Below are 21,005 nucleotides of genomic sequence, written 5' to 3' on the forward strand. Positions count from 1 at the left end.
GTTGCCGGCGCGCCCCAAGAATCACTGATAGGACACCAGCGTTGCACCATTTTCATGGCTGAAATCTGGCTTCACGCCAAGCATCGAGGCCGAACGGCGGATGATGTTCGCAACAATTGGCGCCGCATTCGAGCCTGCGGTGGCACCCATGCCGGGTTTTTCCGGCTTTGGCTCGTCGATAATCGACAAAACGATGTATTGCGGATCGTCCATCGGGAAGGATGCGACGAAGGCGTTGAAACGCACCGTCGACGAGTAGCGGCCATTGATGACCTTCTCGGCCGTTCCGGTCTTGCCACCGACGCGATAGCCAGGAACCCTGGCGTTCTTGCCAGAACCCTTCTCGGCGTTGAGCGAATAGAGATAGCGCATGCCTTCGACGGTCTTTTCGTTGACCACTTTCTTAGCCACCGTCATCGCCTGCTCTTGCGTGCGCGGCAGGAATGTCGGCTCGATCAAATAGCCGCCATTCATCAGCGCGGCGCAACCGACCGCTGTCTGCAGCGGCGTTGTCGACACGCCATGACCAAAGGCGATGGTGATCGAGTTGACCTTCTTCCACACCTTGGGCTCGGTCGGGCGCGCGACTTCCGGCAGTTCGGTCTGCATCTTCTCGAGGATGCCCATACGATGCAGGAATTCGCGGTGGCCCTCGATGCCCACCACGTCGGCTTCCCGGGCCGAGCCGATGTTGGAGGAATAGATGAACACCTCCGGCACGCTCAACACCCGGTTCTTGCCGTGGAAGTCATGAATGGTCTGGTGGCCGATCTGGATCGGATGCGAGGCATCGAACCGGCTTTCCATCGTCACCTTGCCTGAATCGAGCGCCATGGCGGTGGTGAAGCTCTTGAAGGTCGAGCCCATTTCGTAGAGGCCGGCCGACATGCGGTTCAGCCGGTCCTTGTCCTGCGCATTGTAGGGATTGTTGGGGTCGAAATCCGGCACCGAGGCCATCGCCACCACTTCGCCGGTCTTGACGTTGAGCACCACGGCGCCGGCGGCGATGGCATGATATTTTTCCATGCCGTTGGCAATCTCGTCGCGCACGATGTGCTGGACGCGCAGATCGACCGAAAGCTGCACCGGCTTCAAATCCTTGGCTATCGCCAGGCCAGAGGCCTGAAGGTCGCTCAGGCCCTGCTCGTCAATATACTTCTCCATGCCGGAGATGCCCTGATTGTCGATGTTGGTGAGGCCGACAATGTAGGACGAGGTCTCGCCGGCCGGATAGAACCGGCGCTTTTCGGTGCGGAAGCCAAAACCGGGAATGCCGAGCTGCATGATGTCGGCCTGCTGCTTGGGCGTCAGCTGCCGCTGCAGCCAGATGAAGCCGGCACCACTCTTCAGCTTGTGGTAGGTCTGCTCGTAGTCGATCTCGGGAAGCACCGTCGACAGCTTTTCGATCGCCTCGTCGGCATCGACGATGCGGCGCGGTTCGGCAAACAGCGACGCCGTCTTGATGTCCGTCGCCAGCACTTCGCCATTGCGGTCGACGATATCGGGCCGCGACGCCGTTACCCGGCTCTGCGGACCACCCGACAGGTCGGGGTTCTGGAAGCCGAGATAGACCAGCCGCCCGGCGATGGTCGAATAGATGCCGAAGAACACCGCCATCGTCATCACGATGCGGGTCTTGGCCTTGCCGCCGGTCGCCTTGCGGGCGCCGTCGACGACGATCGAGCCGTCTTCGCCCGATTTTGTGCGACGCTTCAGCAGTCTGCCTATCGTTGGCAATTTGGCGATCATTGAACGATGCCTCCGGTCACCACCGGGTCCTTGCCACCAGTGGGCCCTTTGCCGGAATTGTCGGCCATACCGCCGAGCCGCTGGGACGAAAGGTCCTCGATGTTGACCGGTTTTGCCGGCAGATCGTCGAGCCCGACGATCTGGCGTGCATTGACCGGCTCGAGCGCGAGCTGCGATTTGTAGAGTTCGGCGAGCTTCTGCAGGCGCGACGGCTGGGTGAGCAGGCTCCAGTCGGCCTTGAGCAGGTCGATCGTATCCTCCTCGTAGCGGATCTGCGCCTCGATCTTCTGCACCGACGCCAATTGTTCCTCGGCCTCGCGCTTGGTCTTGTAGGTCAGGGCCGCGGCCGAAACCATGACGGCGATCAGGACTATGTCGCTGGTACGAAACACGTGCTCACCTCTCTCTCGGCCGATCGATGCCGGGAAGCTTTGGAAGGCCGAAAATAGAAAAATCACCGGCGCGCGCCGGCGCTTCCGTGCGGATCGCAGCGCGCAGCCTTGCCGAACGCGCCCGCGGATTGGCCGCCGTCTCGGCGTCGCCAGGCGTCACGCCGCCACCGGCCTTGCCGAAAGTCGCCAGGCGGGTATGCGCTTCGGGCAGATGCCGCGAACCGGTTGCGGCATCGGCACGGTCGGCGATGAAACGCTTGACGATGCGATCTTCCAGCGAATGGAACGTCACCACGACAAGCCGCCCGCCAGGCTTCAGCGCGCGTTCGGCCGCAAACAGCGCCTTGGCCAGCTCGCCCAACTCATCATTGACGAAGATGCGCAGCGCCTGGAAAACGCGGGTCGCCGGATGGATCTTGTCCTTGGGCGCCCGGCCGATATGCGTTTCGATGGCGTCGGCGAGGTCGAGCGTGCGCTCGAACGGATGTTTTTCGCGGCGGCCCTCGATCATGCGGGCGATGCGGCCGGCATGGCGCTCTTCGCCGAGGAAGCCGAAGATGCGGGCAAGGTCACCCATCTTGAAGGAGTTGACGACGTCGGCGGCGCTGAGGCCCGCCTGCGCCATGCGCATGTCGAGTGGCCCATCAGAACGGAACGAAAAGCCGCGCTCCGCCTGGTCGATCTGCATTGAGGAGACGCCGATATCGAGCACCACCCCGTCAGCGCTTTCAACCTGCTCGTCCAGCGTCGAGAACGGCGCCTGGACAAGTTTGAGCCTGCCGCCCGACTGCTGTTCGAGGGCGCGTCCGGCCGCAATCGCATCCGGATCGCGATCGATGGCCACGACCGAAGCGCCGGTTGCCAGGATCGCTTTGGTGTAGCCGCCGGCGCCGAACGTGCCGTCGACGATCACATCGCCGGGTTTTGGCGCAAGCGCCTCCAGCACTTCGGCAAGGAGGACCGGAATGTGACGGGTCGATCCGCCAACGGCGCTGATATCATCGCCGTGACCCGCCATCATTCCGGCCGCTCCCCAGGCTTCGTCCCCTGCCGAAGCTGCAAAAGCCGCGCGCGTGCCTGCGCCCCATAGGCGGCAAGCTGTTTCGGCTCCCAGATCTGAAAGAAATTGCCGCGGCCGACAAAGGCCACTTCCGTTGAAATGCCGGTGTGCTCGCGGATGAAGTCGCTCATCGTGATGCGACCGTCCTGGTCGAGCTTCAGGAACGTTCCGTCGCCATGGCAGAAGAACGACATGTCGTCCGCCGTCTGCAAAAAAGGGTCTTCCAGCGCAATGCGCTGTTCGTAGCGATCGAGCAGGTCGAGCCCGCCGACATCCATCGCCGGGACATCCAGGCAGCGCAGCGCATAGAGTTCCGAATAGCCCCGCTTCTGCACGACCGCGCGGAAATGCGCCGGAACGGAGACCCGTCCCTTCGCATCGATCCTGTTCACCGCGCTTGACAGAAACCGGTCCATTACGCGTTACAGCCGCTTCCGCCGCCGCACCCCTTTCCATCTTGTCGTCCGCGCCGCCGCTGCGCGTCCCCTGCCGAAACTTTGCTTCATTCCCAAAGGCGAAACCCCGCAAACGCACAGCCGCCGCGGCTGCCCGATTGGCGTACGCTTCACCCTGACGCGGAACGAAGGCTTTGGTATCGAAATGGGATATCATGGGGCACTATGGGCGTCAACGGGAACAGGCTTCACAAACGCACGCGCCACAACCGGTGAGAGCAGCTTTGACGGCACTCCCGTCTTTATCCTCCATTAAGCCTAACGAAGCGTTTAGAGCCCGCCTGGCCCAAGCGGACGGCGCTTGCTGCAAGCCGTAGCCAGACGCTAGGGTCGGCCGCATTTCCCGCTCCGAAACGAGGTTTGAAATGTCCGAGACAGCCAGGTCACGCGCCGCGGCACTCCCCCATCTGCGACGCGGCGGACTTGCCAAGGGCGATCCCGTTTCACTGCCATTGGTGATGACGTCGACCTTTCATTTGCCGGGCGATCCCGCTGGCGTCAGCCAGTATGGCCGCTTCGACAACGCCACATGGGACGCAGTTGAGGAGATGCTCGGCCATCTCGATGGCGGGTCGGCCGTCGCTTTCCCATCCGGCATGGCGGCAATCGCTGCGGTGTTCTTCGCACTGCTCAAGGCCGGCGACCGCATCCTGCTGCCTTCCGACGGCTACTACACGCCGCGCGTACTGGCTGAACGCTTCCTAAAGCAGCTCGACATCTCCTTCGACACCAGGCCGACCAAAGAGTTTATCGACGGCGGCTTTGCTGATTACCGGCTGGTCTTCGTGGAAACCCCTTCCAATCCGGGTCTCGATATCTGCGATATTGCCGGAGTGGCACGGCTTGCCCATGAGGCAGGCGCGCTGGTGGTCGCCGACAACACTACGATGACGCCATACGGCCAACGTCCGCTCGATCTCGGTGCCGATCTCGTCGTCGCCGCCGACACCAAGGCGCCGAATGGCCATTCCGATACACTGTTTGGCCATGTCTCCAGCCGCGACGCCGGTATCATCACCTCCATTCGCACCTGGCGGACGCTGTCGGGCTCGATCCCTGGACCATTCGAGGCCTGGCTCGTCCATCGTGGCCTCGAAACGCTGGAAGTCCGCTACGACCGCATGTGCTCTTCCGCCGAACTGATGGCCGGGCGCCTCAAAAATCATCCGGCCACGAAATCCGTGCGCTTTCCGGGGCTGCAGGACGATCCCTCGCACAATCTTGCCAGCAGGCAGATGGAGCGCTTTGGCTTCCTGATCGGCCTCGATCTTGGCTCGGAAGCCAGGGCCGAGGCATTCATCGAAGGCTGTGCGTTGATCCAGCCCGCAACCTCGTTCGGCGGAGTCCACACATCGGCGGAGCGGCGCGCCCGCTGGGGCGATGCCGTGCCGCCAGGCTATGTCAGGCTGTCGGTCGGCTGCGAGCCGGCGGAGGAACTTTGGCAGGCGATCGAGACTTCGCTCGACAATCTCGGCGCCTGAACGGATCGATCCGCAACAAAAGCCGTCACCTCGAGGCCAGGTTGATTCAGTTTATGAAGCGGCGGAATCAACAGTCGCGCCCGAAGGCGCAACCTGCTGATATCAGCCGATTTCACCGCAATATCGTGGAGAAATTGCCAGCTGGCCTGTAAGCCGGGTTCTGTATGGCCCTCGCCCCTTGCGGTGCGAGAACGTGGCGGCCATTCATCTTGGGCGCATGTTGCCATGCGCCTCACGCAACCTACCCGAACGGTGAGCCGGAAACAGCCCTCGAGGGTTTCCCCTCGCACCGTCCCTATTCGGTCTTGCTCCCGGTGGGGTTTACCGTGCCGCTCCTGTTGCCAGTCGCGCGGTGGGCTCTTACCCCACCCTTTCACCCTTGCCCCGATAAATCGTGGCGGTTTGCTTTCTGTGGCACTTTCCCTGGGGTCGCCCCCGCCGGCCATTAACCGGCACCGTGTCTCCATGGAGCCCGGACTTTCCTCACCCGCAGCCTTTCGACTTCGCGGGTGCGGCCGCCCGGCCAGCTGGCAAGGCGTATAAAGAGGTTCAGGCTCGAAAACGCAAACGAAAAAGCCGGCGATCAACGCCGACTCTCATTTGCCGCGCAATCAGAGCGCGGCCATCTGCACCTTGACCTTGCCGCAATAGGCGGCCGACACCGGGTTCATCCGCTTTGCGGCGTGGCCGGCATTGTATTTCAGGATGGTGCCGCAGGTCGTGCCGCCGCCAAGATCCTGCGCCATGGCGAGGTACTTCATGCCGTATTTGATGTTGGTGTCCGGATCGAACAGGCCCTTGACCGAGCCGCTATAGCCCATCATCCGCGCCGTTGCCGGCTTGATCTGCATCAGGCCGATCTCGCCGGCGCTGCCGACCAGGTTCGGCCGATAGTTGCTTTCGACGGTGATGACCGCCTTGGCGAGCGACACCGGCACACCGTAGCTTGCGGCATAGCGCGCGACGATCGCCGCGTATTGTCCACTGCCGGCCATCTGCGATGCCGACATGGACATCGCTGCGTTCTTCACGCCGATCGACGCCGTTGTCATCCGATCGACCGCCTTCCGGTTGTGCTTGTTATGCCGCCTGGAGCCCGACTTCTTGGTTTTTACGGCAGCCGCCTTTTCCACCTTGGCGATGCTGGTTCTTTTCAGCTTTACACCATGGCTCGCTTTCGGCGTGGCGGTCTTGCCGGATGCTGCAATGAAACCCTGGTCTGCCCTCTGGCTCAACGGCGCGCCATTGGCCGCACCGATGGCAAAAGTCATTACGCCGGCAGCAACAGCTGCCGTTACAACGGTCAATTTCTGCATGTGGTCCTGTTCTGTCTGAACCGCGCGAAGATCTTCACGCAGCAACACCTGATCAATATCGGAACATCCGGGGGGATAGATGCCCGATAACTTGCACGAGCTGCCTTTGACGGCCGAATTGGCGTCAAACAAGGCAGGGCAAGTCACTTTGAGTGACAGGTTGTAATTTAATGGTCTGGAAAAAGCCTACTTGAACAAAACGGTCCTGGCCGAAGCCAGCAGTTTTTCCAGCGTGCGGATTGTCGAGCCGTCGGCCACACCATCGACCAGGCGCGGTCGAAAATGGCGTTGAAAAGCCTCGACCACGATTTCAGTCTGCCGGTCGAAAACGCCTGATATCTCCACGCCATAACCGTAGAGCGCCAGCATAGATTGCAGCGCCTCGACCTCCGCGCCCGCATCGCCGGCCTTCAGCACAGCACCACGCCTGATCGGCGCCGCCTGGACGATATGGCCAACCCCGGCGGCAAAAAGGACCTGCCACGGGAATTTCTCGCCCGGATCGATCTTGCGGCCCGGCGCCACGTCGGAATGGGCGAGTATCCGCTGGGCCGGGATGGCATGGCGCCGGATGATCCCCTTGCACAGGCCGATCACCGCATCGATCTGGCGTCGGGGAAAACCGGGATAGCCGAGCGTATGTCCCGGATTGACGATCTCGATGCCGACCGAACACGAGTTGATGTCGGCGCGTCCGAACCACGAACCCTTGCCGGCGTGCCATGCGCGATCGCTCTCGCGCACCATCTGTACAAGGCGGCCATCCTCGTGAACGAGATAGTGCGAGGAGACCTCACTGGCCGGATCGCATAGCCATGCTTCGGCACCAGCGCCTGTCGCCATGCCGGTATAGTGCAGCACGATCATGTCGGGTCTGAGCGTCTCGCGCCGCGGGCCGAAATTCGGCGATACCCTTACCTCGGCGCTTGGCTCGTCGGGCAGGAAGCCGCTCATGCGTGCCTGAGGCCCCGCTCGATCATCTCATAGGCCGTATTGATGGCCGCAAGCCTCGTCGTTGCGATCTTGATGAACTCCTGTGGCAGGCCGCGCGCGATCAGCCGGTCCGGATGATTGTCCGAAACCAGCTTGCGATAGCGCTTCCTGACTTCCTCGAACGTCTTTCCCCGCTCGATGCCGAGCACCACATAGGGATCGGCGGCGCCAAGATTGACGTGCCGCGCCAAGATGCTTTCGTAATGCGTCTCGTCGATCTTGAAGATCTCTGCGATCCGGTGGAGGAACAGGCCTTCGTGCTCGTGGATCAGGCCGTCGGCCTTGGCGATGTGGAACAGCCCGTCGAGTATGTCCTCCAGCATCATGCAGTTCGCATGGCCTGAACCGCACAGCTGCGCCATGCGCTCGGCATAGGTCTCGAATCCGGCGACATCGCGCTTGGCCAGGTCGTAGAGCCGCGCCACATTGCGCGTCTGCTCCCTCGGCACCTCGAATATTTCCTGGAAGGCGCGCACCTCGTCCTGGGTGACGATACCATCGGCCTTGGCCATCTTGGCCGACAGCGCGATCATCGCCACCGAGAAGGCAACGCGGCGGCGCAGATCCGCATCGCCGGAGAAAACCGTGCGCACGGCCTCGACCACTTCGGCGACGCCCGAAGTGGCTGAAGAGGAAACACGGGTGATGAACTCGCCGAGGCGATCCCAAATCGACATGATGGCTTATTAGGGCCGCCGGCCACTGCTATCAAGCGAAGACAGTGCCGCAGGCCGCGCCAGCCGGCTCACGAAGAGGTCACCAGCTCGACCGCAGCCGCGCTGGACCGCCAGGTATCACAAGGAAAAGGCCGGCATAAGCCGGCCTCCTCCCTACTCGTCAGACGAACTTAGTTCGTCACACTGCTACTGCGCAGGGGCAGCAGGAGCCGGTGTTGCCGGAGCCGGTTCAGCAGGCTTCGTTGCATCCGGAGCAACTGGCTGCAGCGGCTGGTCTGCGGCCGGCGGGTTGGTGCTCTGGGTGGTGGTGGTGTCCGTGCCGTTGTCGCTGCACGCGGCAACGCCGAGCAGGGCCAGGGCGGAAATCGACGCGAGAATGAGCTTTTTCATAAAATCTCTCCTTCAGTACACGCTCACATTGCCGTGAGCGGTCGAGGGGAAAATGCGCCAGCAGGCCATGAGTTTCGTAACGTTGCGTTTCCGCATGTAACATCAAGCGCTTGACCGTTGCCGCCCAAGCCATTGCGAACTAACAGATGGCATCGATGAAAATGTCGGGGACATGCCGTATGAACGCACAATGGGATTTCTGGATTGATCGCGGCGGCACCTTCACCGATGTCATCGGCCGCGATCCGCAAGGCGGCCTGCATCCCAGAAAACTCTTGTCGGAAAATCCCGAGGCCTATACCGACGCCGCCATCCAGGGCATTCGTGACCTGCTCGGCCTTCAATCCGGCGCTCCCATCCCCCCGGGCCTGATCGGCGACGTCAAGATGGGCACCACGGTGGCCACCAATGCGCTGCTGGAGCGCAAGGGCGACCGCGTGCTGCTGCTCATCACCAAAGGATTTCGCGACGCGCTGAAGATCGCCTATCAGGCGCGGCCCGATATCTTTGCCAAGGAAATCATCCTCCCCGAGCAGCTCTATGAGCGTGTCATCGAGATCGACGAGCGGGTGCGGGCCGACGGCAGTGTCGAGCGATTGCTCGACATCGCCGCCTGCCGCCCGGCGATCGAGCAGGCCAAGGCCGATGGCATCGATGCGATAGCCATCGTCTTCATGCATGCGTGGAAATACCCCGACCACGAGAAGGCCGTGGCAAAGGTCTGCCGAAAGCTCGGGTTCGGCCAGGTCTCGGTCAGCCATGAGGTCTCGCCATTGATCAAGCTGGTCGGCCGTGGCGACACCACGGTGGTCGACGCCTATTTGTCGCCGATCCTGTCGAGGTATGTGCAAAGGGTGGCGGGGGAAATTGGCCCGTCCCCTCACCTGATGTTCATGATGTCGTCGGGCGGCCTCACCGCCGCCGACATGTTCCAGGGCAAGGACGCGCTGTTGTCGGGACCCGCCGGCGGCGTCGTCGGCATGGTCGAAACGGCAAGACTCGCCGGCTTCGAAAAAGTCATCGGCTTCGACATGGGCGGCACCTCGACCGATGTCGCGCACTATGATGGCGAGTATGAGCGCGCCTTCGACACCGAAGTCGCCGGCGTGCGCATCCGCGCGCCGATGATGCGCATCCACACTGTCGCCGCCGGCGGCGGTTCGATCCTGCACTACGAGGCCGGCCGTTTTCGCGCAGGGCCGGACTCCGCCGGGGCGAATCCTGGTCCAGCCGCCTACCGCCGCGGCGGCCCGCTGGCCGTTACCGACGCCAACGTCATGCTCGGCAAGCTGCAGCCGGATTTCTTCCCGGCCATTTTCGGACCCGGCCAGAGCGAAGTTCTCGACGTCGAGACGGTGCGCACAAAGTTCACGGCGCTCGCCGGCGAGATTGGTGATGGCCGGACGCCCGAGGCCGTCGCCGAAGGCTTCGTCACCATCGCCGTCGAAAACATGGCCAACGCCATCAAGAAGATTTCCGTGCAGCGCGGCTATGACGTCACCGAGTATCTTCTCAACTGCTTTGGCGGCGCCGGTGGCCAGCATGCCTGCCTGGTTGCCGACGCGCTCGGCATGGAAGCGGTGCTGATCCACCCCTTCTCCGGCCTGCTCTCTGCCTATGGCATCGGCCTGTCCTCGGTGTTCGCCTCGCGCCAGCAGGCGCTGCTGAAGCCACTTGCCGAAGAGTCCAGAACCGAGATCGGCAGCCTCATTGCCGCCTTGAGGAAAGCGGTCATCGCCGAGCTCGCCGCGCAAGGCATCGCCGAGAACACGGTTGCCGCGAGACCGGTGCTGCACATTCGCTATGACGGCACCGACACGACACTGCCGGTGAATTTCGAGGGAGACTCGATTCTCCAGGCCAAGCGCGATTTCGAAGCCGCCCACAAGGCGCAGTTCGGCTTCGTCTATGACGACAAGCCGATGATCATCGAGACCATCGGCGTCGAAGGTACCGACACCGGCGGCACCGGCCGTGACGAAAGCGATTCAGTTGTTGAGGACATCGTCGCAAGTCCTTCCCAGACTCGGAAAATCTTTGCCGACGGTATCTGGCACGATGCCGGCATCTTCCCCCGCGAAGTGCTCAAGCCCGGGCACAAGGTCGCCGGCCCTGCCCTGATCATCGAGCCGAACCAGACCATCGTCGTCGAGCCGGGCTGGCAGGCCGAGATCACCGCCAGGAACCATGTGCTCCTGCGCCGCATCGAAGAGAAGCAGCGGCAGGCAGCGCTCGGCACCAAGGCAGATCCGGTGATGCTGGAAGTCTTCAACAACCTCTTCATGTCGATCGCCGAACAGATGGGCGTGACGCTGCAGAACACCGCCTATTCGGTGAACATCAAGGAACGGCTGGATTTCTCCTGCGCTGTCTTCGACCGCACCGGTGCGCTGGTCGCCAATGCGCCGCACATGCCGGTCCATCTCGGCTCCATGGACCGCTCGGTGGAAACCATCATCCGTCTGAACTCCGGCGACATCCATCCCGGCGACGTCTTTGCCCTGAACGCCCCCTACAATGGCGGCACGCACCTGCCCGACATTACCGTGGTGACGCCGGTCTTCGATGACGTCCAAAAGGAAATCCTCTTCTGGGCGGCGTCGCGCGGCCACCACGCCGATATCGGCGGCACAGCACCCGGCTCGATGACGCCGCTGGCCACCACGGTCGACGAGGAAGGCGTTCTGTTCGACAATTTCCGCATCGTCGATCGTGGAAAATTCCGCGAGACGGAACTGCACACGCTGCTCACCGACCACCGCTGGCCGGCCCGCAACCCGCACCAGAACATCGCCGACCTCAAGGCACAGATCGCCGCCAACGAAAAGGGCGTCGCCGAATTGCGCAAGATGGTCGCGCATTTCGGTCTCGGCGTGGTCGAGGCCTATATGGGCCATGTCCAGGACAATGCCGCCGAAAGCGTGCGCCGCGTGCTGGAGCGGCTGCCGGACTCGTCGCAATATGAGTACCCGACCGACACCGGCCAGGTCATCAAGGTGAAGATATCGGTCGACCGGCAAAAGCGCGAGGCAACGGTCGACTTCACCGGCACATCACCGGTGATGAAGAACAATTTCAACGCGCCGGAGCCGGTCGCCCGCGCCGCCGTGCTCTATGTCTTCCGCGTCATGGTCGAGGACATGATCCCGATGAATGCCGGGTGCCTGAGGCCGATCAACATCATCATCCCTGACGGCTGCATGCTGAAGCCGGCCTACCCGGCCGCCGTCGTCGCCGGCAATGTCGAGACCTCACAGCATGTCACCAACGCGCTGTTCGGCGCCATGGGCGCGATGGCCAACGCGCAAGGCACGATGAACAACCTCACCTTCGGCAACGAGCAGTACCAGTATTACGAGACGATCTGCTCGGGCTCGCCGGCCGGACAGATGAACTCCGGCCGTGGTTTTGCTGGCACTTCCGGCGTCCACACCCACATGACCAATTCGCGCCTCACCGATCCGGAAGTGCTGGAATTGCGTTTTCCCGTCCTGCTCGAGGATTTCCACATCCGCGAGGGTTCTGGCGGCAAGGGCAAATGGAGCGCCGGCGATGGCACCAAACGCACCATCCGCTTCCTCGAAAAGATGGAATGCGCCATCCTGTCCTCGCATCGCAACCGCCCGCCGCAAGGCCTCGACGGCGGCGGAGATGGCGAGGTCGGCTCGACCAAGGTCCGCCGCAAGAACGGCCAGGTCGACATGCTGAAGGCCTGTGACCAGACCGTGCTCGACGCCGGTGACGCCGTCATCCTGACGACACCGACGCCAGGCGGGTTTGGTCGGCGATGACGGGTGCTTGCTAGACGCCTTTTGGCGGGGCAATGGTGCGGCAAGTCAGGAGGCGGGTAGATGAGCCAAAGCGAACACGAAGAGGCGACGGATGTCGCGTCGATCGAACTGTTCTTTGACCTTGTCTTCGTGTTCGTCATCACCCAGTTCACGCAGCTTATCGAAGAAGCCCAGTCGTTGGGCGACATTCTTTTGGTTTTGCTGGTGTTGGTGCCGGTCTGGTGGATGTACGCAGCTTTCAGCTGGCTGACCAACAATGCCGGTGAGAGTACGCTGCTGCGTCTGATCCTGATCGCCGCGATGGCAGGCTTTCTGGTGATGGCAATCGCCATCCCTGATGTCTTCGGCGACGGCGCGCTTGTCTTCGGCTTCTCCTACCTCTTTGTCGTCATATTGCATCTGTTCGGTTTTGCCTGGCGCGGTCGCCATGGCGCTGCGCGCGCCATCCTGGCCACCATGCCGATCAATCTCGGCGCATCCGCGCTGTTGATCGGCGTTGCCCTGGTGGACAAGCCGTGGAAGTGGCCGCTGCTTGTCGCCACGACCCTCATCTTTGTCGTCCAGATCGTCCGCATGATCACCACGCGCGAGCAGCGTTTCGCTCTCAGTGCCGGCCACTTCGCCGAGCGGCACCGGCTGATCGTCATCATCGCGCTTGGCGAGTCGATCGTGGCTGTCGCAGTGGGGACCGGCGGCAACGCCCACCTCACCGAAATCGGCGGGCTTTCAGGTTTGGCGCTGGCTCTGGCGCTGGTCGCGGCACTGTGGTGGAGCTATTTCGACCGCGAAGACCAGCGCGCGGAGGACCATTTCGTCAATGCCGCGCCCGACATGCGCACCCGCATGGCTCTTCTCGGCTACTGGGGCGGCCACCTCGTCTTGCTGTTCGGCATCATTCTGGTTTCGGCCGGCATCAGGGAGTTGCTCGATACAGGCCATGACGCCTCGTCGCATGCTGCGTGGCTGCTCAGTGTCGGCATCTCTGTGTTCATGGTTGGCGAGATGCTCTTTCGGGCAATGCTGGGCATTCGGCCCCTGCTGAACAAGCTTGTCGCCGCAGTGCTTGCGCTGGCGCTTGGCCTGATCGGCTCGGCATGGCCGCCAATGGTCTTTCTGGCCATGGCCACGGCGCTCGTCATCGGTGTTGCAGCGGCCGAACGGCGATTCCAGGTGCGATAGCCCCAATCGTCGCATTTGCATTGCCCGCTGCCACTGTCATGCACCTGTCATCAGCCGGCGCTACCCGCTTGCGCCAAAGCAAATGGGGAATCAGCGGCATGACGGACGTTTCCGGAGAACTGGTTTTTCGCCGCGGCAAGGAAGTTGGAAAAGCCGTCTACCAGAACCGCCCATTGTCGAAGGCCGGCCTCTCCGAACGGCTTTTTGCCTTGCTGTTCTCCGGCCTCGTCTATCCGCAGATCTGGGAAGACCCCGATGTCGACATGGACGCGATGCAGCTTGGCAAGGGCCACCGCGTCGTCACCATCGCTTCCGGCGGCTGCAACATCCTCGCCTATCTCACGCGGTCACCGGAGCGGGTCGACGCCGTCGATCTCAACGCCGCCCACATCGCGTTGAACCGCATGAAGCTCGAGGCGGTGCGGCATCTGCCGTCGCAGGGCGACCTGTTCCGTTTCTTCGGCGCCGCCGACACCCGTCACAATTCGGAAGCCTACGACCGCTTCATCGCCCCGCATCTCGACCCGGTCAGCCGTCACTATTGGGAGCACCGCAGCTGGCGCGGCCGTCGCCGCATCGCTGTCTTCGACCGCAATTTCTATCAGACCGGCCTGCTCGGCCTGTTCATCGCCATGGGCCACCGCACGGCCAAATTCTTCGGCGTCAACCCGGCCGGCATCATGGAAGCCAAAAGCATCGCCGACCAGCGCCGCTTCTTCAACGAGGAACTGGCACCGGTGTTTGAAAAGCCGCTGCTGAAATGGGCAACGTCGCGCAAAGCCTCGCTGTTCGGCCTCGGCATTCCGCCGGCGCAATATGATTCACTGATCACCTCGGGCGATGGCACCATGGCCAGCGTGTTGAAGGCCCGGCTCGAAAAGCTGGCTTGCGACTTTCCGCTGGAGAAAAACTACTTCGCCTGGCAGGCTTTTGCCCGCCGCTATCCAAATCCGGGTGAAGCCGCCCTGCCCGCCTACCTCGAAGAGCGCAACTACAAGACGATCCGCAACAACATCGATGGCGTTGCCATCCACCACGCCAATCTGATCGAGTTCCTGGCCGGCAAGGACGCCGGTTCCGTCGACCGCTTCGTCCTGCTCGACGCACAGGACTGGATGACAGACGACCAGCTCAATGCACTGTGGGCAGAAATCACCCGCACGGCGTCCACCGGAGCGCGTGTCATCTTCCGCACCGCCGCCGAACCCAGCCTGTTGCCAGGCCGCGTCTCGAATTCGCTGCTTGATCAGTGGCGCTATGAGGACGAGGCGTCACGCGAGTTTTCGGCCCGCGACCGCTCAGCAATCTATGGCGGCTTCCATCTCTATGTGAAGCAGACGGCATGAGCACCACCGAACTGCCGGCCAGCCATGCCGAGCTGATGGACGGCGTCTACCGCTGGCAGCGCCACATCTACGACCTGACCCGTAAATACTACCTGCTCGGCCGCGACCAGATGATATCAGGGCTGGATGTGCCGGCCGGTGGCACGGTGCTGGAACTCGGCTGCGGCACGGGCCGCAACATCATCCTCGCCGCCCGCCGCTACCCCGACGCCCGCTTCTTCGGCCTCGATATTTCGGCCGAGATGCTGGAGACAGCCGGCGCTGCCATTGCCCGCGAAGGCCTGTCCGGTGCTGTTGTGCTGGCACGCGGCGACGCCACCGATTTCAATGCGAAGGCTCTGTTCGGCCTCGAGCGCTTCGACCGCATTTTCGTCTCGTATTCGCTGTCGATGATTCCCTGCTGGGAGAAGACGGTGTCCGCAGCGCTCGCCGCGCTCGCGCCCGGCGGCGAGCTACATGTCGTCGATTTCGGCCAGCAGGAAGGCTTGCCACGCTGGTTCCGCACACTGCTGCGCGGCTGGCTCAGGAAGTTCCATGTCGCGCCGCGCGAAACGTTGCGCGAGGTTCTCGAATCGGACTCTGCAAGAATCGGTGCAAGCCTCCGATTCCAAAAGCTTTATCGTGGCTATACTTGGCTCGCTGTCATTGGGCGCGCAAGCAACCAGGGCAGCGCCGCTTGAGGCCTGGGCGGCTGTCCAGGACAATCGACGCAACGCTTGAAAAGTGGTACATCGGCCCCGTCTCTATTTCCCTCAAGGAGGAGAACATGAGTGCGCGGGGACTCTTTTCGTTAGCTGCTTGCATGATTTTTTTGAGCTCGTCTGCAATGAGCAACTCGAGCCTGGATGTGCCAACCAGGTTGAATATTTCATACCCCGGCAATACCGAACAACAAAGCCGGCCGACAAACCAATTTCTTCAGACTGCTCAGCAGGATGTCTGCTGTCCTGGCGGTTATCCCTGGTATCGTAATTCAACAAATACGTGCTACGGCAGCTATGAAGATTGCCACGATACCGATGGCGGAGGCTGGTCCTGCAGACAGGTCAACGCCTGCTAGGATCATGACCCACTAAATCGCGTGCTAGTGTAGCGCTTTGACCAGCGCCGCCACCATCGTCTGCGGCCGGTAGCCGAGCTTGGCCGGCGTCAGCCCCAGCCGCACCACCACCAGCTGCTCGGACGGGATGATGGCAACCGTCTGCCCATCATGGCCCTCCATCCAGTAGGTATCCTTGGGCAGGCCTGAGGCAATTCCGGCGCCGGGGCTTTCCTCATCGCCCGGGCCCTCGATCCAAAGCTGGCCCTTGCCGTAGACTTTTGAGGCCAGCGCCGGCTCCCGCATCCAGTCGACGAAGCCGGCCGGCAGGATTTCGTTGCCGTTCCAGACCCCGCCCTGCAGCAGGAACTGACCGAAGCGCGCCCAGTCATGCGCCGTGGCGTAGAGATAGGATGAACCGACGAAGGTGCCCTGCTCGTCGGTCTCAAGCACGGCGCTGTGCATGCCGAGCGGCTCGAACAGCGCTGTCCTTGGCCAGGCCAGCGCCTTGTCCTTGTCGCCAATGGCGTCCTGCCACAGCCGCGACAGCATCACCGCCGTACCGCTCGAATAGGAAAACACCTTGCCGACTTCGCCGGTCAACGGCTTGGCAGCGGCAAAGCCGGCCATGTCAGGTTCGAGATAGAGCATGCGTGTGACGTCGGCGACGTCGCCATAGTCCTCGTTGAACTCCAGCCCGCTCGACATCGCCATCATGTCGGCAAGGCTGATAGCGGCGCGGCCATCTGCCTTCCAGGGCGCGAACAGCCCCTTGTCGGTGACAGTCATCTTGCCGTCCTTGACCAGCGTGCCGACGATCGCCGCATTCACCGTCTTGGTCATCGACCAGCCGAGCAGCGGCGTCTTTTGCGAAAAACCGTCGCCATAGCGCTCGGCAACGATATGACCGTTTTTCACCACCACCACGGCCCGCATCCCGGTGCCCGTCTCGCCCGGATCGTCGAGAATTTTGGCCACCTCGGGATCCTGTGAGCTGTCGACCCGCTCGCCCTCCGGCCACAAGACGTCCTGCTTTGTGGTGGCCGGTTCGACATGGATCGATGTCCGCCGCGCCCTGGTAACGTTCCCGTCGGGAACCGAGGCACAGCCGAGACCATCGCGGGAAACCGCAATGCCCTTGCCGAGCACGCCGAACAGGCCCGCCGAGACCGTCCCCCTATTCTTGTCCACAGACACCCGCATCAGCCTGAGCAGCGGGTGGCCAGGCGCCTGCACGTCGACGGCCAGCACATCGCTGGCGTCGCGTCCGGCGATAAAGACGTTCGAGCAGACGATCTTGGCCGAATAGCCCGAACCGACGCGGATCAGTTCCGGCGGCGCGATATAGAGCCAGGCAAACAGTGCCACGATCGCCAGCACGACCAGACCGAGCAGCCATTTGACGACTTTTACGACCATCCGCATCTTTTCCGTCCCCGCTTTTCGGCTGCCCAATGGTTTCCGGCTCGATTTATGTCATCGATTTGCCGCCATTGCTTCGGCAAAATCGGGGTTCTTGTCGAGCGCCGTCAACCTGTTATCAACCATGATCGGCGATCACTGGAGAATCGGGCGATGCTGTGGGGCGATCGTCTGAGGGCTGGTCTGTGTAGACCAAGGCGCCGAGGGGCCACCCGCAACAACAACCCAACAGCGACCGGCTGATTCCGGCTCGGGAAATGCGATGCGCCGTTTCGCGGCCCTCATCACGTTGACGCTGCTGGCTGCATGCTCGACCGTCGGCGACCTTGTGCCGGTCATGTCCTCGTCCAGCAGCCCGACGGTTGCGGTGAGAGCCCCGCGCTTCGACGATTCCAAGCCGCATGAATGGGACAGCGGCGCGCCGTGGAACTATGCCGTTCACGGCACTGACGTTTCCAAATACCAGACCTCGGTCGACTGGCCGGCGGCCAAGGCCAGCGGCATTTCCTTCGCCTTCATCAAGGCGACCGAAGGCGGCGACCGCTTTGACGAGTATTTCAACGAGCATTGGGCGCGCACGAAAGCCAACGGGATTCCGCGCGCGGCCTATCATTTCTTCTATTTCTGCACGCCCGCCGCCACGCAGGCGCGCTGGTTCATCGAGAACGTGCCCGTTGACCGTTCGGCGATGCCGCCGGTTCTCGACATGGAATGGAACCCGAAATCGCCGACCTGCCGGTTGCGTCCGGACTCGGCCACGGTGCGCGCTGAGATGACCACCTTCCTCGAAATGGTCGAAAGGCACTATGGCAAGAAGCCGATCATCTACACTTCGGTCGACTTCTTCGACGACAACGACCTGTCGACCTTTCGCGGCTATCCCTACTGGCTGCGCTCCGTCGCCGGCCATCCGCGCCAAAAATACGGCAGCCACCCCTTCACTTTCTGGCAGTACACCGGAACCGGCATCGTTCCGGGCATGACCGGTAAAAGCGACATCAACGTTTTCAACGGCTCGGAAGCCGCCTGGAACAGGTGGCTGCGGCAGAACACCCGTTGACACCGGGTTCAACGGCAGCACCACCTTCAAAAAGGGGCTGCGGCAGAAGAACCGTTGACACCGGAGCTCCCGCCTGCTTTTCGACAGCCAACAACCTAGGTCTACAACCGCTGGTGATCTTGTCTCGAAAGGATGGCGATGCGACTGCGCTTTGAAATTCTCGCGGCGCTGTTGCTGACGGCCTCGGCCCTGCCGTCGCAGGCGCAGCAATGCGGCGGCGATTTCGAGGCGTGGAAGCAAGGCGTGGCGGTGGAAGCCAAGGCGGCCGGCGTCGGTGCTGCCGGTCTCGACGCCCTGGAAGCCGCTGTTATCGATGACAAGGTGCTGGCGCGCGACCGTGCCCAAGGCGTCTTTTCCCAGACCTTCATCGAATTCTCCAACCGCATGATTGCGCCCTACCGGCTGAAGCAGGGCGCGGCCAAGCTGAAGAAATACGCCGATGTCTTTGCCCGCGCCGACCAGCAGTTCGGCGTCCAGGCGCCGATCATCGCCGCCTTCTGGGCGTTGGAAACCGACTTCGGCACCGTGCAAGGTGACTTCCACACGCTGGATGCGCTGGTTACGCTGTCGCATGACTGCCGCCGCCCCGAACTGTTCCGGCCGCAGATCGTGCCGCTGCTGACGCTGATCGACCACGGCGTCGTGCCGGCCGACGTCAAGGGCGCCTGGGCCGGCGAAATCGGCCAGACGCAGATGCTGCCGTCCGACTATCTGGCCCGCGGCATCGACGGCGACGGCGACGGGATCGTCGACCTGCGCGGCAGCGCGCCCGATGTCATCATGACCACCGCCAGCAAGATTCTGTCGCGCGGCTGGAAACGTGACCAGCCCTGGATCGAGGAGGTGCGCGTCCCCGAAGACATGCCGTGGGACCAGACCGGCCGCACCAACAAGCTGCCGCTGTCGCAGTGGGCGCAGTGGGGCGTCACCAATCCCGACGGCACGCCGCTTATCGACAACGGCCTGAAGGCCGGCCTGGCACTGCCTATGGGCCGCAAAGGCCCCGCCTTCCTCGCCTATGACAATTTCGATGTTTATCTCGAGTGGAATCAGTCCTTCACCTACGCGCTGACTGCGGCAAACTTGGCGGCACGGCTGGCAGGGGCAAAGCAGTTCGACCCGCGCAACCCGGAACCAGGCCTCAACGGCGACCAGATGAAGGACCTGCAGACCAAGCTCGAGGCCAGGGGTTATGACGTCGGCACCGTCGACGGCATTCTGGGCACCAACACCCGCGAAGCCATCCGCAAGGAACAGATGCGGCTAGGCTTACCGGTCGACGGCTGGCCGACACCAGAGCTGTTGGCTAGGCTGTAGCGCCTCTTCGCTTTTCCCCTTGTGGGAGAAGGGAAGAATCCCTAATCCGCCATCGTCTCCAAACTCGCAAACCCTTGCGGCGCGTCGCCCTCGTCGAAGGGCGTCGTCACCTCGACGAAGGTGTCGGGATAAAAACCGTTGAAGCGGGTTCTGAGCGACAGCGAGTAGGCGCCGATGTGGCCGATCTCGATCCAGTCGCCGGTGTCCACTGTTTCCGGCAGCCAGAACGGCCGCGACAGGATGTCGACGGAATCGCAGGTTGCACCGCAGACCTTGAACGGCACGATGTTCTTTTCCTCGCCATTGCGCGAACGGATCGCCGGATCGGGAATGAAGCGCGCCGGCAGCGTGATCTTGCCGGTCCATGAATCCGACAGCGATGCCCAGATGCCGTCATTGATGTAGAGCCGCTTGCCCTTGCGCAGCAGCACGCGCACGATCAGCGACAGACAGCGCGCCACGATCACGCGACCGGGCTCCGCCACCAGCGGCATCTGGTCGAACTGATATTCCTTGATGTCGCCCGCCAGCCGCGACATGATCTGGCCGAGCGACGGCATCTCGACCTGCTTGCGGTTGGGATCATGGCCATATTCGGCGGGAAAACCGCCGCCGACATCGAGACCGGCAACGTCGAAGGTCAGCCGGTTGCGCACCCAGTCGGCCGAAGCCAGCGCCCGCTCATAAGTATCGGGATCCTCGATCTGGCTGCCGACATGGAAGCACAGACCGACCTTGTAGCCGGTGCGGTTCAGACGCTCGGCGAGTTCCACCCCATAAGCCGGCCCGGCGCCGAATTTCTTCGACAATTCGTAGGCCGCCGACCCCTTGGTCTGGATGCGCACAAACACTGTGATGGCGCCCGGATCGATGTCGAGCGCCCGCACCACACGCGTCAGCTTGGTGATCTCGTCCTCATGGTCGAGCGAAATGACGCGGATGCCGTATTTCTCCAGCGCCAGCTTGATATCCGACTGCGCCTTGACCGGATGCATGTAGAGCATCTCGGCATCGGGCGAGACCGCGCGCACGGCGGCGAATTCGCCGGGTGACGCGACATCGAATGCGTCGACGCCGGCTTCGACCAGCGCCTTGAGTACGATCTGTTCGCCATTGGTCTTGACCGCGTAAGCGGTCTTGCCGGGAAACATGCCCATGAACTGCCTGGCGTCCGCCTGCAGCACCTGCGGGCGGAAGCAGTAGACCGGATCGTCGGGACGAAGCGCCAGTGCCGCCTCGCGGGCATTCTCGAATCGCTGCATGGACGAATCCTCAATCAGGGCTGCACAATTAATCCAAGCTAGCGGCTAATGAAAACAATTCTGTGTCTCGTAGTCC

Annotated in this window: 17 protein-coding genes and 1 other RNA gene; 7 read left to right on the forward strand and 11 right to left on the reverse strand. The window is 62.5% G+C overall.

The window, feature by feature from the left end; genetic code table 11:
* Nucleotides 1–21: 21 nt before the first annotated feature.
* Genes AC1DXU_RS01325 through mraZ form a run of 4 tightly spaced genes read right to left on the reverse strand, consistent with a single transcriptional unit; the run spans nucleotide 22 to nucleotide 3,617 of the window.
* Nucleotides 22–1,749 carry a peptidoglycan D,D-transpeptidase FtsI family protein gene (locus AC1DXU_RS01325; protein WP_477363352.1) on the reverse strand — a complete coding sequence of 576 codons (1,728 nt, stop codon included), beginning with the start codon at nucleotides 1,747–1,749 and terminating at the stop codon, nucleotides 22–24.
* The gene (gene ftsL, locus AC1DXU_RS01330) at nucleotides 1,746–2,141 is read right to left on the reverse strand and encodes a cell division protein FtsL (protein WP_477363355.1); all 396 of its coding nucleotides are present in this window, start codon (nucleotides 2,139–2,141) and stop codon (nucleotides 1,746–1,748) included. The genes AC1DXU_RS01325 and ftsL overlap by 4 nt, the downstream gene beginning before the upstream one ends.
* 4 nt (nucleotides 2,142–2,145) lie before the next feature.
* Nucleotides 2,146–3,162: a 16S rRNA (cytosine(1402)-N(4))-methyltransferase RsmH gene (gene rsmH / locus AC1DXU_RS01335; RefSeq protein ID WP_477363358.1), complete on the reverse strand. Its 1,017-nt coding sequence runs from the start codon at nucleotides 3,160–3,162 to the stop codon at nucleotides 2,146–2,148.
* Complete coding sequence (gene mraZ, locus AC1DXU_RS01340; protein ID WP_477363362.1) at nucleotides 3,159–3,617, reverse strand: division/cell wall cluster transcriptional repressor MraZ; 459 nt, start codon at nucleotides 3,615–3,617, stop codon at nucleotides 3,159–3,161. Before mraZ ends, rsmH begins: the two co-directional genes overlap by 4 nt.
* Nucleotides 3,618–4,021: 404 nt before the next feature.
* Between mraZ and AC1DXU_RS01345 the strand changes: the two genes are divergently transcribed.
* Nucleotides 4,022–5,137 (forward strand): cystathionine gamma-lyase, encoded by a 1,116-nt coding sequence (locus AC1DXU_RS01345; RefSeq protein WP_477363365.1) that lies wholly within the window; start codon nucleotides 4,022–4,024, stop codon nucleotides 5,135–5,137.
* A gap of 133 nt (nucleotides 5,138–5,270) precedes the next feature.
* On the opposite strand, the gene rnpB is transcribed toward AC1DXU_RS01345, so the two are convergent.
* The 5 genes from rnpB to AC1DXU_RS01370 all read right to left on the reverse strand — a co-directional run bounded on the left by rnpB (nucleotide 5,271) and on the right by AC1DXU_RS01370 (nucleotide 8,513).
* Nucleotides 5,271–5,668, reverse strand: an RNA gene (rnpB, locus tag AC1DXU_RS01350) — RNase P RNA component class A.
* A gap of 80 nt (nucleotides 5,669–5,748) precedes the next feature.
* Nucleotides 5,749–6,453: a lytic transglycosylase domain-containing protein gene (locus tag AC1DXU_RS01355; RefSeq protein ID WP_477363368.1), complete on the reverse strand. Its 705-nt coding sequence runs from the start codon at nucleotides 6,451–6,453 to the stop codon at nucleotides 5,749–5,751.
* Nucleotides 6,454–6,639: 186 nt separating this feature from the next.
* Nucleotides 6,640–7,407 carry an N-acetylmuramoyl-L-alanine amidase gene (locus AC1DXU_RS01360; protein ID WP_477363371.1) on the reverse strand — a complete coding sequence of 256 codons (768 nt, stop codon included), beginning with the start codon at nucleotides 7,405–7,407 and terminating at the stop codon, nucleotides 6,640–6,642.
* The gene (locus AC1DXU_RS01365) at nucleotides 7,404–8,123 is read right to left on the reverse strand and encodes a TerB family tellurite resistance protein (RefSeq protein ID WP_477312147.1); all 720 of its coding nucleotides are present in this window, start codon (nucleotides 8,121–8,123) and stop codon (nucleotides 7,404–7,406) included. The genes AC1DXU_RS01360 and AC1DXU_RS01365 overlap by 4 nt, the downstream gene beginning before the upstream one ends.
* Nucleotides 8,124–8,309: 186 nt before the next feature.
* Nucleotides 8,310–8,513 (reverse strand): hypothetical protein, encoded by a 204-nt coding sequence (locus tag AC1DXU_RS01370; protein ID WP_477363374.1) that lies wholly within the window; start codon nucleotides 8,511–8,513, stop codon nucleotides 8,310–8,312.
* A gap of 179 nt (nucleotides 8,514–8,692) precedes the next feature.
* Here AC1DXU_RS01370 and AC1DXU_RS01375 point away from each other — a divergent pair, with 179 nt between their 5' ends.
* The 4 genes from AC1DXU_RS01375 to AC1DXU_RS01390 all read left to right on the forward strand — a co-directional run bounded on the left by AC1DXU_RS01375 (nucleotide 8,693) and on the right by AC1DXU_RS01390 (nucleotide 15,509).
* Entirely contained in the window at nucleotides 8,693–12,304 is a 3,612-nt protein-coding gene (locus AC1DXU_RS01375; RefSeq protein WP_477363377.1) for a hydantoinase B/oxoprolinase family protein, read from the forward strand.
* Nucleotides 12,305–12,364: 60 nt separating this feature from the next.
* Nucleotides 12,365–13,483 carry a low temperature requirement protein A gene (locus tag AC1DXU_RS01380; protein WP_477363380.1) on the forward strand — a complete coding sequence of 373 codons (1,119 nt, stop codon included), beginning with the start codon at nucleotides 12,365–12,367 and terminating at the stop codon, nucleotides 13,481–13,483.
* Between the two features lie 98 nt (nucleotides 13,484–13,581).
* A complete protein-coding gene (locus AC1DXU_RS01385; RefSeq protein ID WP_477363383.1) occupies nucleotides 13,582–14,829 on the forward strand; it encodes a BtaA family protein in 1,248 nt (415 codons plus the stop codon).
* Complete coding sequence (locus AC1DXU_RS01390) at nucleotides 14,826–15,509, forward strand: class I SAM-dependent methyltransferase (RefSeq protein WP_477363386.1); 684 nt, start codon at nucleotides 14,826–14,828, stop codon at nucleotides 15,507–15,509. The genes AC1DXU_RS01385 and AC1DXU_RS01390 overlap by 4 nt, the downstream gene beginning before the upstream one ends.
* Nucleotides 15,510–15,913: 404 nt before the next feature.
* Here AC1DXU_RS01390 and AC1DXU_RS01395 read toward each other — a convergent pair whose 3' ends face one another.
* Nucleotides 15,914–17,293: a serine hydrolase domain-containing protein gene (locus AC1DXU_RS01395; protein WP_477363389.1), complete on the reverse strand. Its 1,380-nt coding sequence runs from the start codon at nucleotides 17,291–17,293 to the stop codon at nucleotides 15,914–15,916.
* A 259-nt stretch (nucleotides 17,294–17,552) separates the two neighbouring features.
* On the opposite strand from AC1DXU_RS01395, the gene AC1DXU_RS01400 reads away from it, so the two are divergent.
* Together AC1DXU_RS01400 and AC1DXU_RS01405 are read left to right on the forward strand one after the other, a co-directional pair.
* Nucleotides 17,553–18,350 carry a glycoside hydrolase family 25 protein gene (locus AC1DXU_RS01400; protein WP_477363392.1) on the forward strand — a complete coding sequence of 266 codons (798 nt, stop codon included), beginning with the start codon at nucleotides 17,553–17,555 and terminating at the stop codon, nucleotides 18,348–18,350.
* A 138-nt stretch (nucleotides 18,351–18,488) separates the two neighbouring features.
* On the forward strand, nucleotides 18,489–19,667 hold the full coding sequence (locus AC1DXU_RS01405; protein ID WP_477363396.1) for a lytic murein transglycosylase: 1,179 nt from the start codon (nucleotides 18,489–18,491) through the stop codon (nucleotides 19,665–19,667).
* Between the two features lie 41 nt (nucleotides 19,668–19,708).
* On the opposite strand, the gene AC1DXU_RS01410 is transcribed toward AC1DXU_RS01405, so the two are convergent.
* A complete protein-coding gene (locus tag AC1DXU_RS01410; protein WP_477363399.1) occupies nucleotides 19,709–20,929 on the reverse strand; it encodes an alanine racemase in 1,221 nt (406 codons plus the stop codon).
* Nucleotides 20,930–21,005: the final 76 nt, after the last annotated feature.

The sequence above is a fragment of the Mesorhizobium sp. P3_A10 genome, from assembly GCF_056403175.1.

Bases quoted from the DNA above. Each gene is read 5' to 3' on its own strand.
- AC1DXU_RS01325 (WP_477363352.1), bottom strand. From the start codon at position 1,749: ATGATCGCCAAATTGCCAACGATAGGCAGACTGCTGAAGCGTCGCACA.
- rsmH (WP_477363358.1), bottom strand. From the start codon at position 3,162: ATGATGGCGGGTCACGGCGATGATATCAGCGCCGTTGGCGGATCGACC.
- mraZ (WP_477363362.1), bottom strand. From the start codon at position 3,617: ATGGACCGGTTTCTGTCAAGCGCGGTGAACAGGATCGATGCGAAGGGA.
- AC1DXU_RS01345 (WP_477363365.1), top strand. From the start codon at position 4,022: ATGTCCGAGACAGCCAGGTCACGCGCCGCGGCACTCCCCCATCTGCGA.
- AC1DXU_RS01355 (WP_477363368.1), bottom strand. From the start codon at position 6,453: ATGCAGAAATTGACCGTTGTAACGGCAGCTGTTGCTGCCGGCGTAATG.
- AC1DXU_RS01360 (WP_477363371.1), bottom strand. From the start codon at position 7,407: ATGAGCGGCTTCCTGCCCGACGAGCCAAGCGCCGAGGTAAGGGTATCG.
- AC1DXU_RS01365 (WP_477312147.1), bottom strand. From the start codon at position 8,123: ATGTCGATTTGGGATCGCCTCGGCGAGTTCATCACCCGTGTTTCCTCT.
- AC1DXU_RS01370 (WP_477363374.1), bottom strand. From the start codon at position 8,513: ATGAAAAAGCTCATTCTCGCGTCGATTTCCGCCCTGGCCCTGCTCGGC.
- AC1DXU_RS01375 (WP_477363377.1), top strand. From the start codon at position 8,693: ATGAACGCACAATGGGATTTCTGGATTGATCGCGGCGGCACCTTCACC.
- AC1DXU_RS01380 (WP_477363380.1), top strand. From the start codon at position 12,365: ATGAGCCAAAGCGAACACGAAGAGGCGACGGATGTCGCGTCGATCGAA.
- AC1DXU_RS01385 (WP_477363383.1), top strand. From the start codon at position 13,582: ATGACGGACGTTTCCGGAGAACTGGTTTTTCGCCGCGGCAAGGAAGTT.
- AC1DXU_RS01390 (WP_477363386.1), top strand. From the start codon at position 14,826: ATGAGCACCACCGAACTGCCGGCCAGCCATGCCGAGCTGATGGACGGC.
- AC1DXU_RS01395 (WP_477363389.1), bottom strand. From the start codon at position 17,293: ATGCGGATGGTCGTAAAAGTCGTCAAATGGCTGCTCGGTCTGGTCGTG.
- AC1DXU_RS01400 (WP_477363392.1), top strand. From the start codon at position 17,553: ATGCGCCGTTTCGCGGCCCTCATCACGTTGACGCTGCTGGCTGCATGC.
- AC1DXU_RS01405 (WP_477363396.1), top strand. From the start codon at position 18,489: ATGCGACTGCGCTTTGAAATTCTCGCGGCGCTGTTGCTGACGGCCTCG.
- AC1DXU_RS01410 (WP_477363399.1), bottom strand. From the start codon at position 20,929: ATGCAGCGATTCGAGAATGCCCGCGAGGCGGCACTGGCGCTTCGTCCC.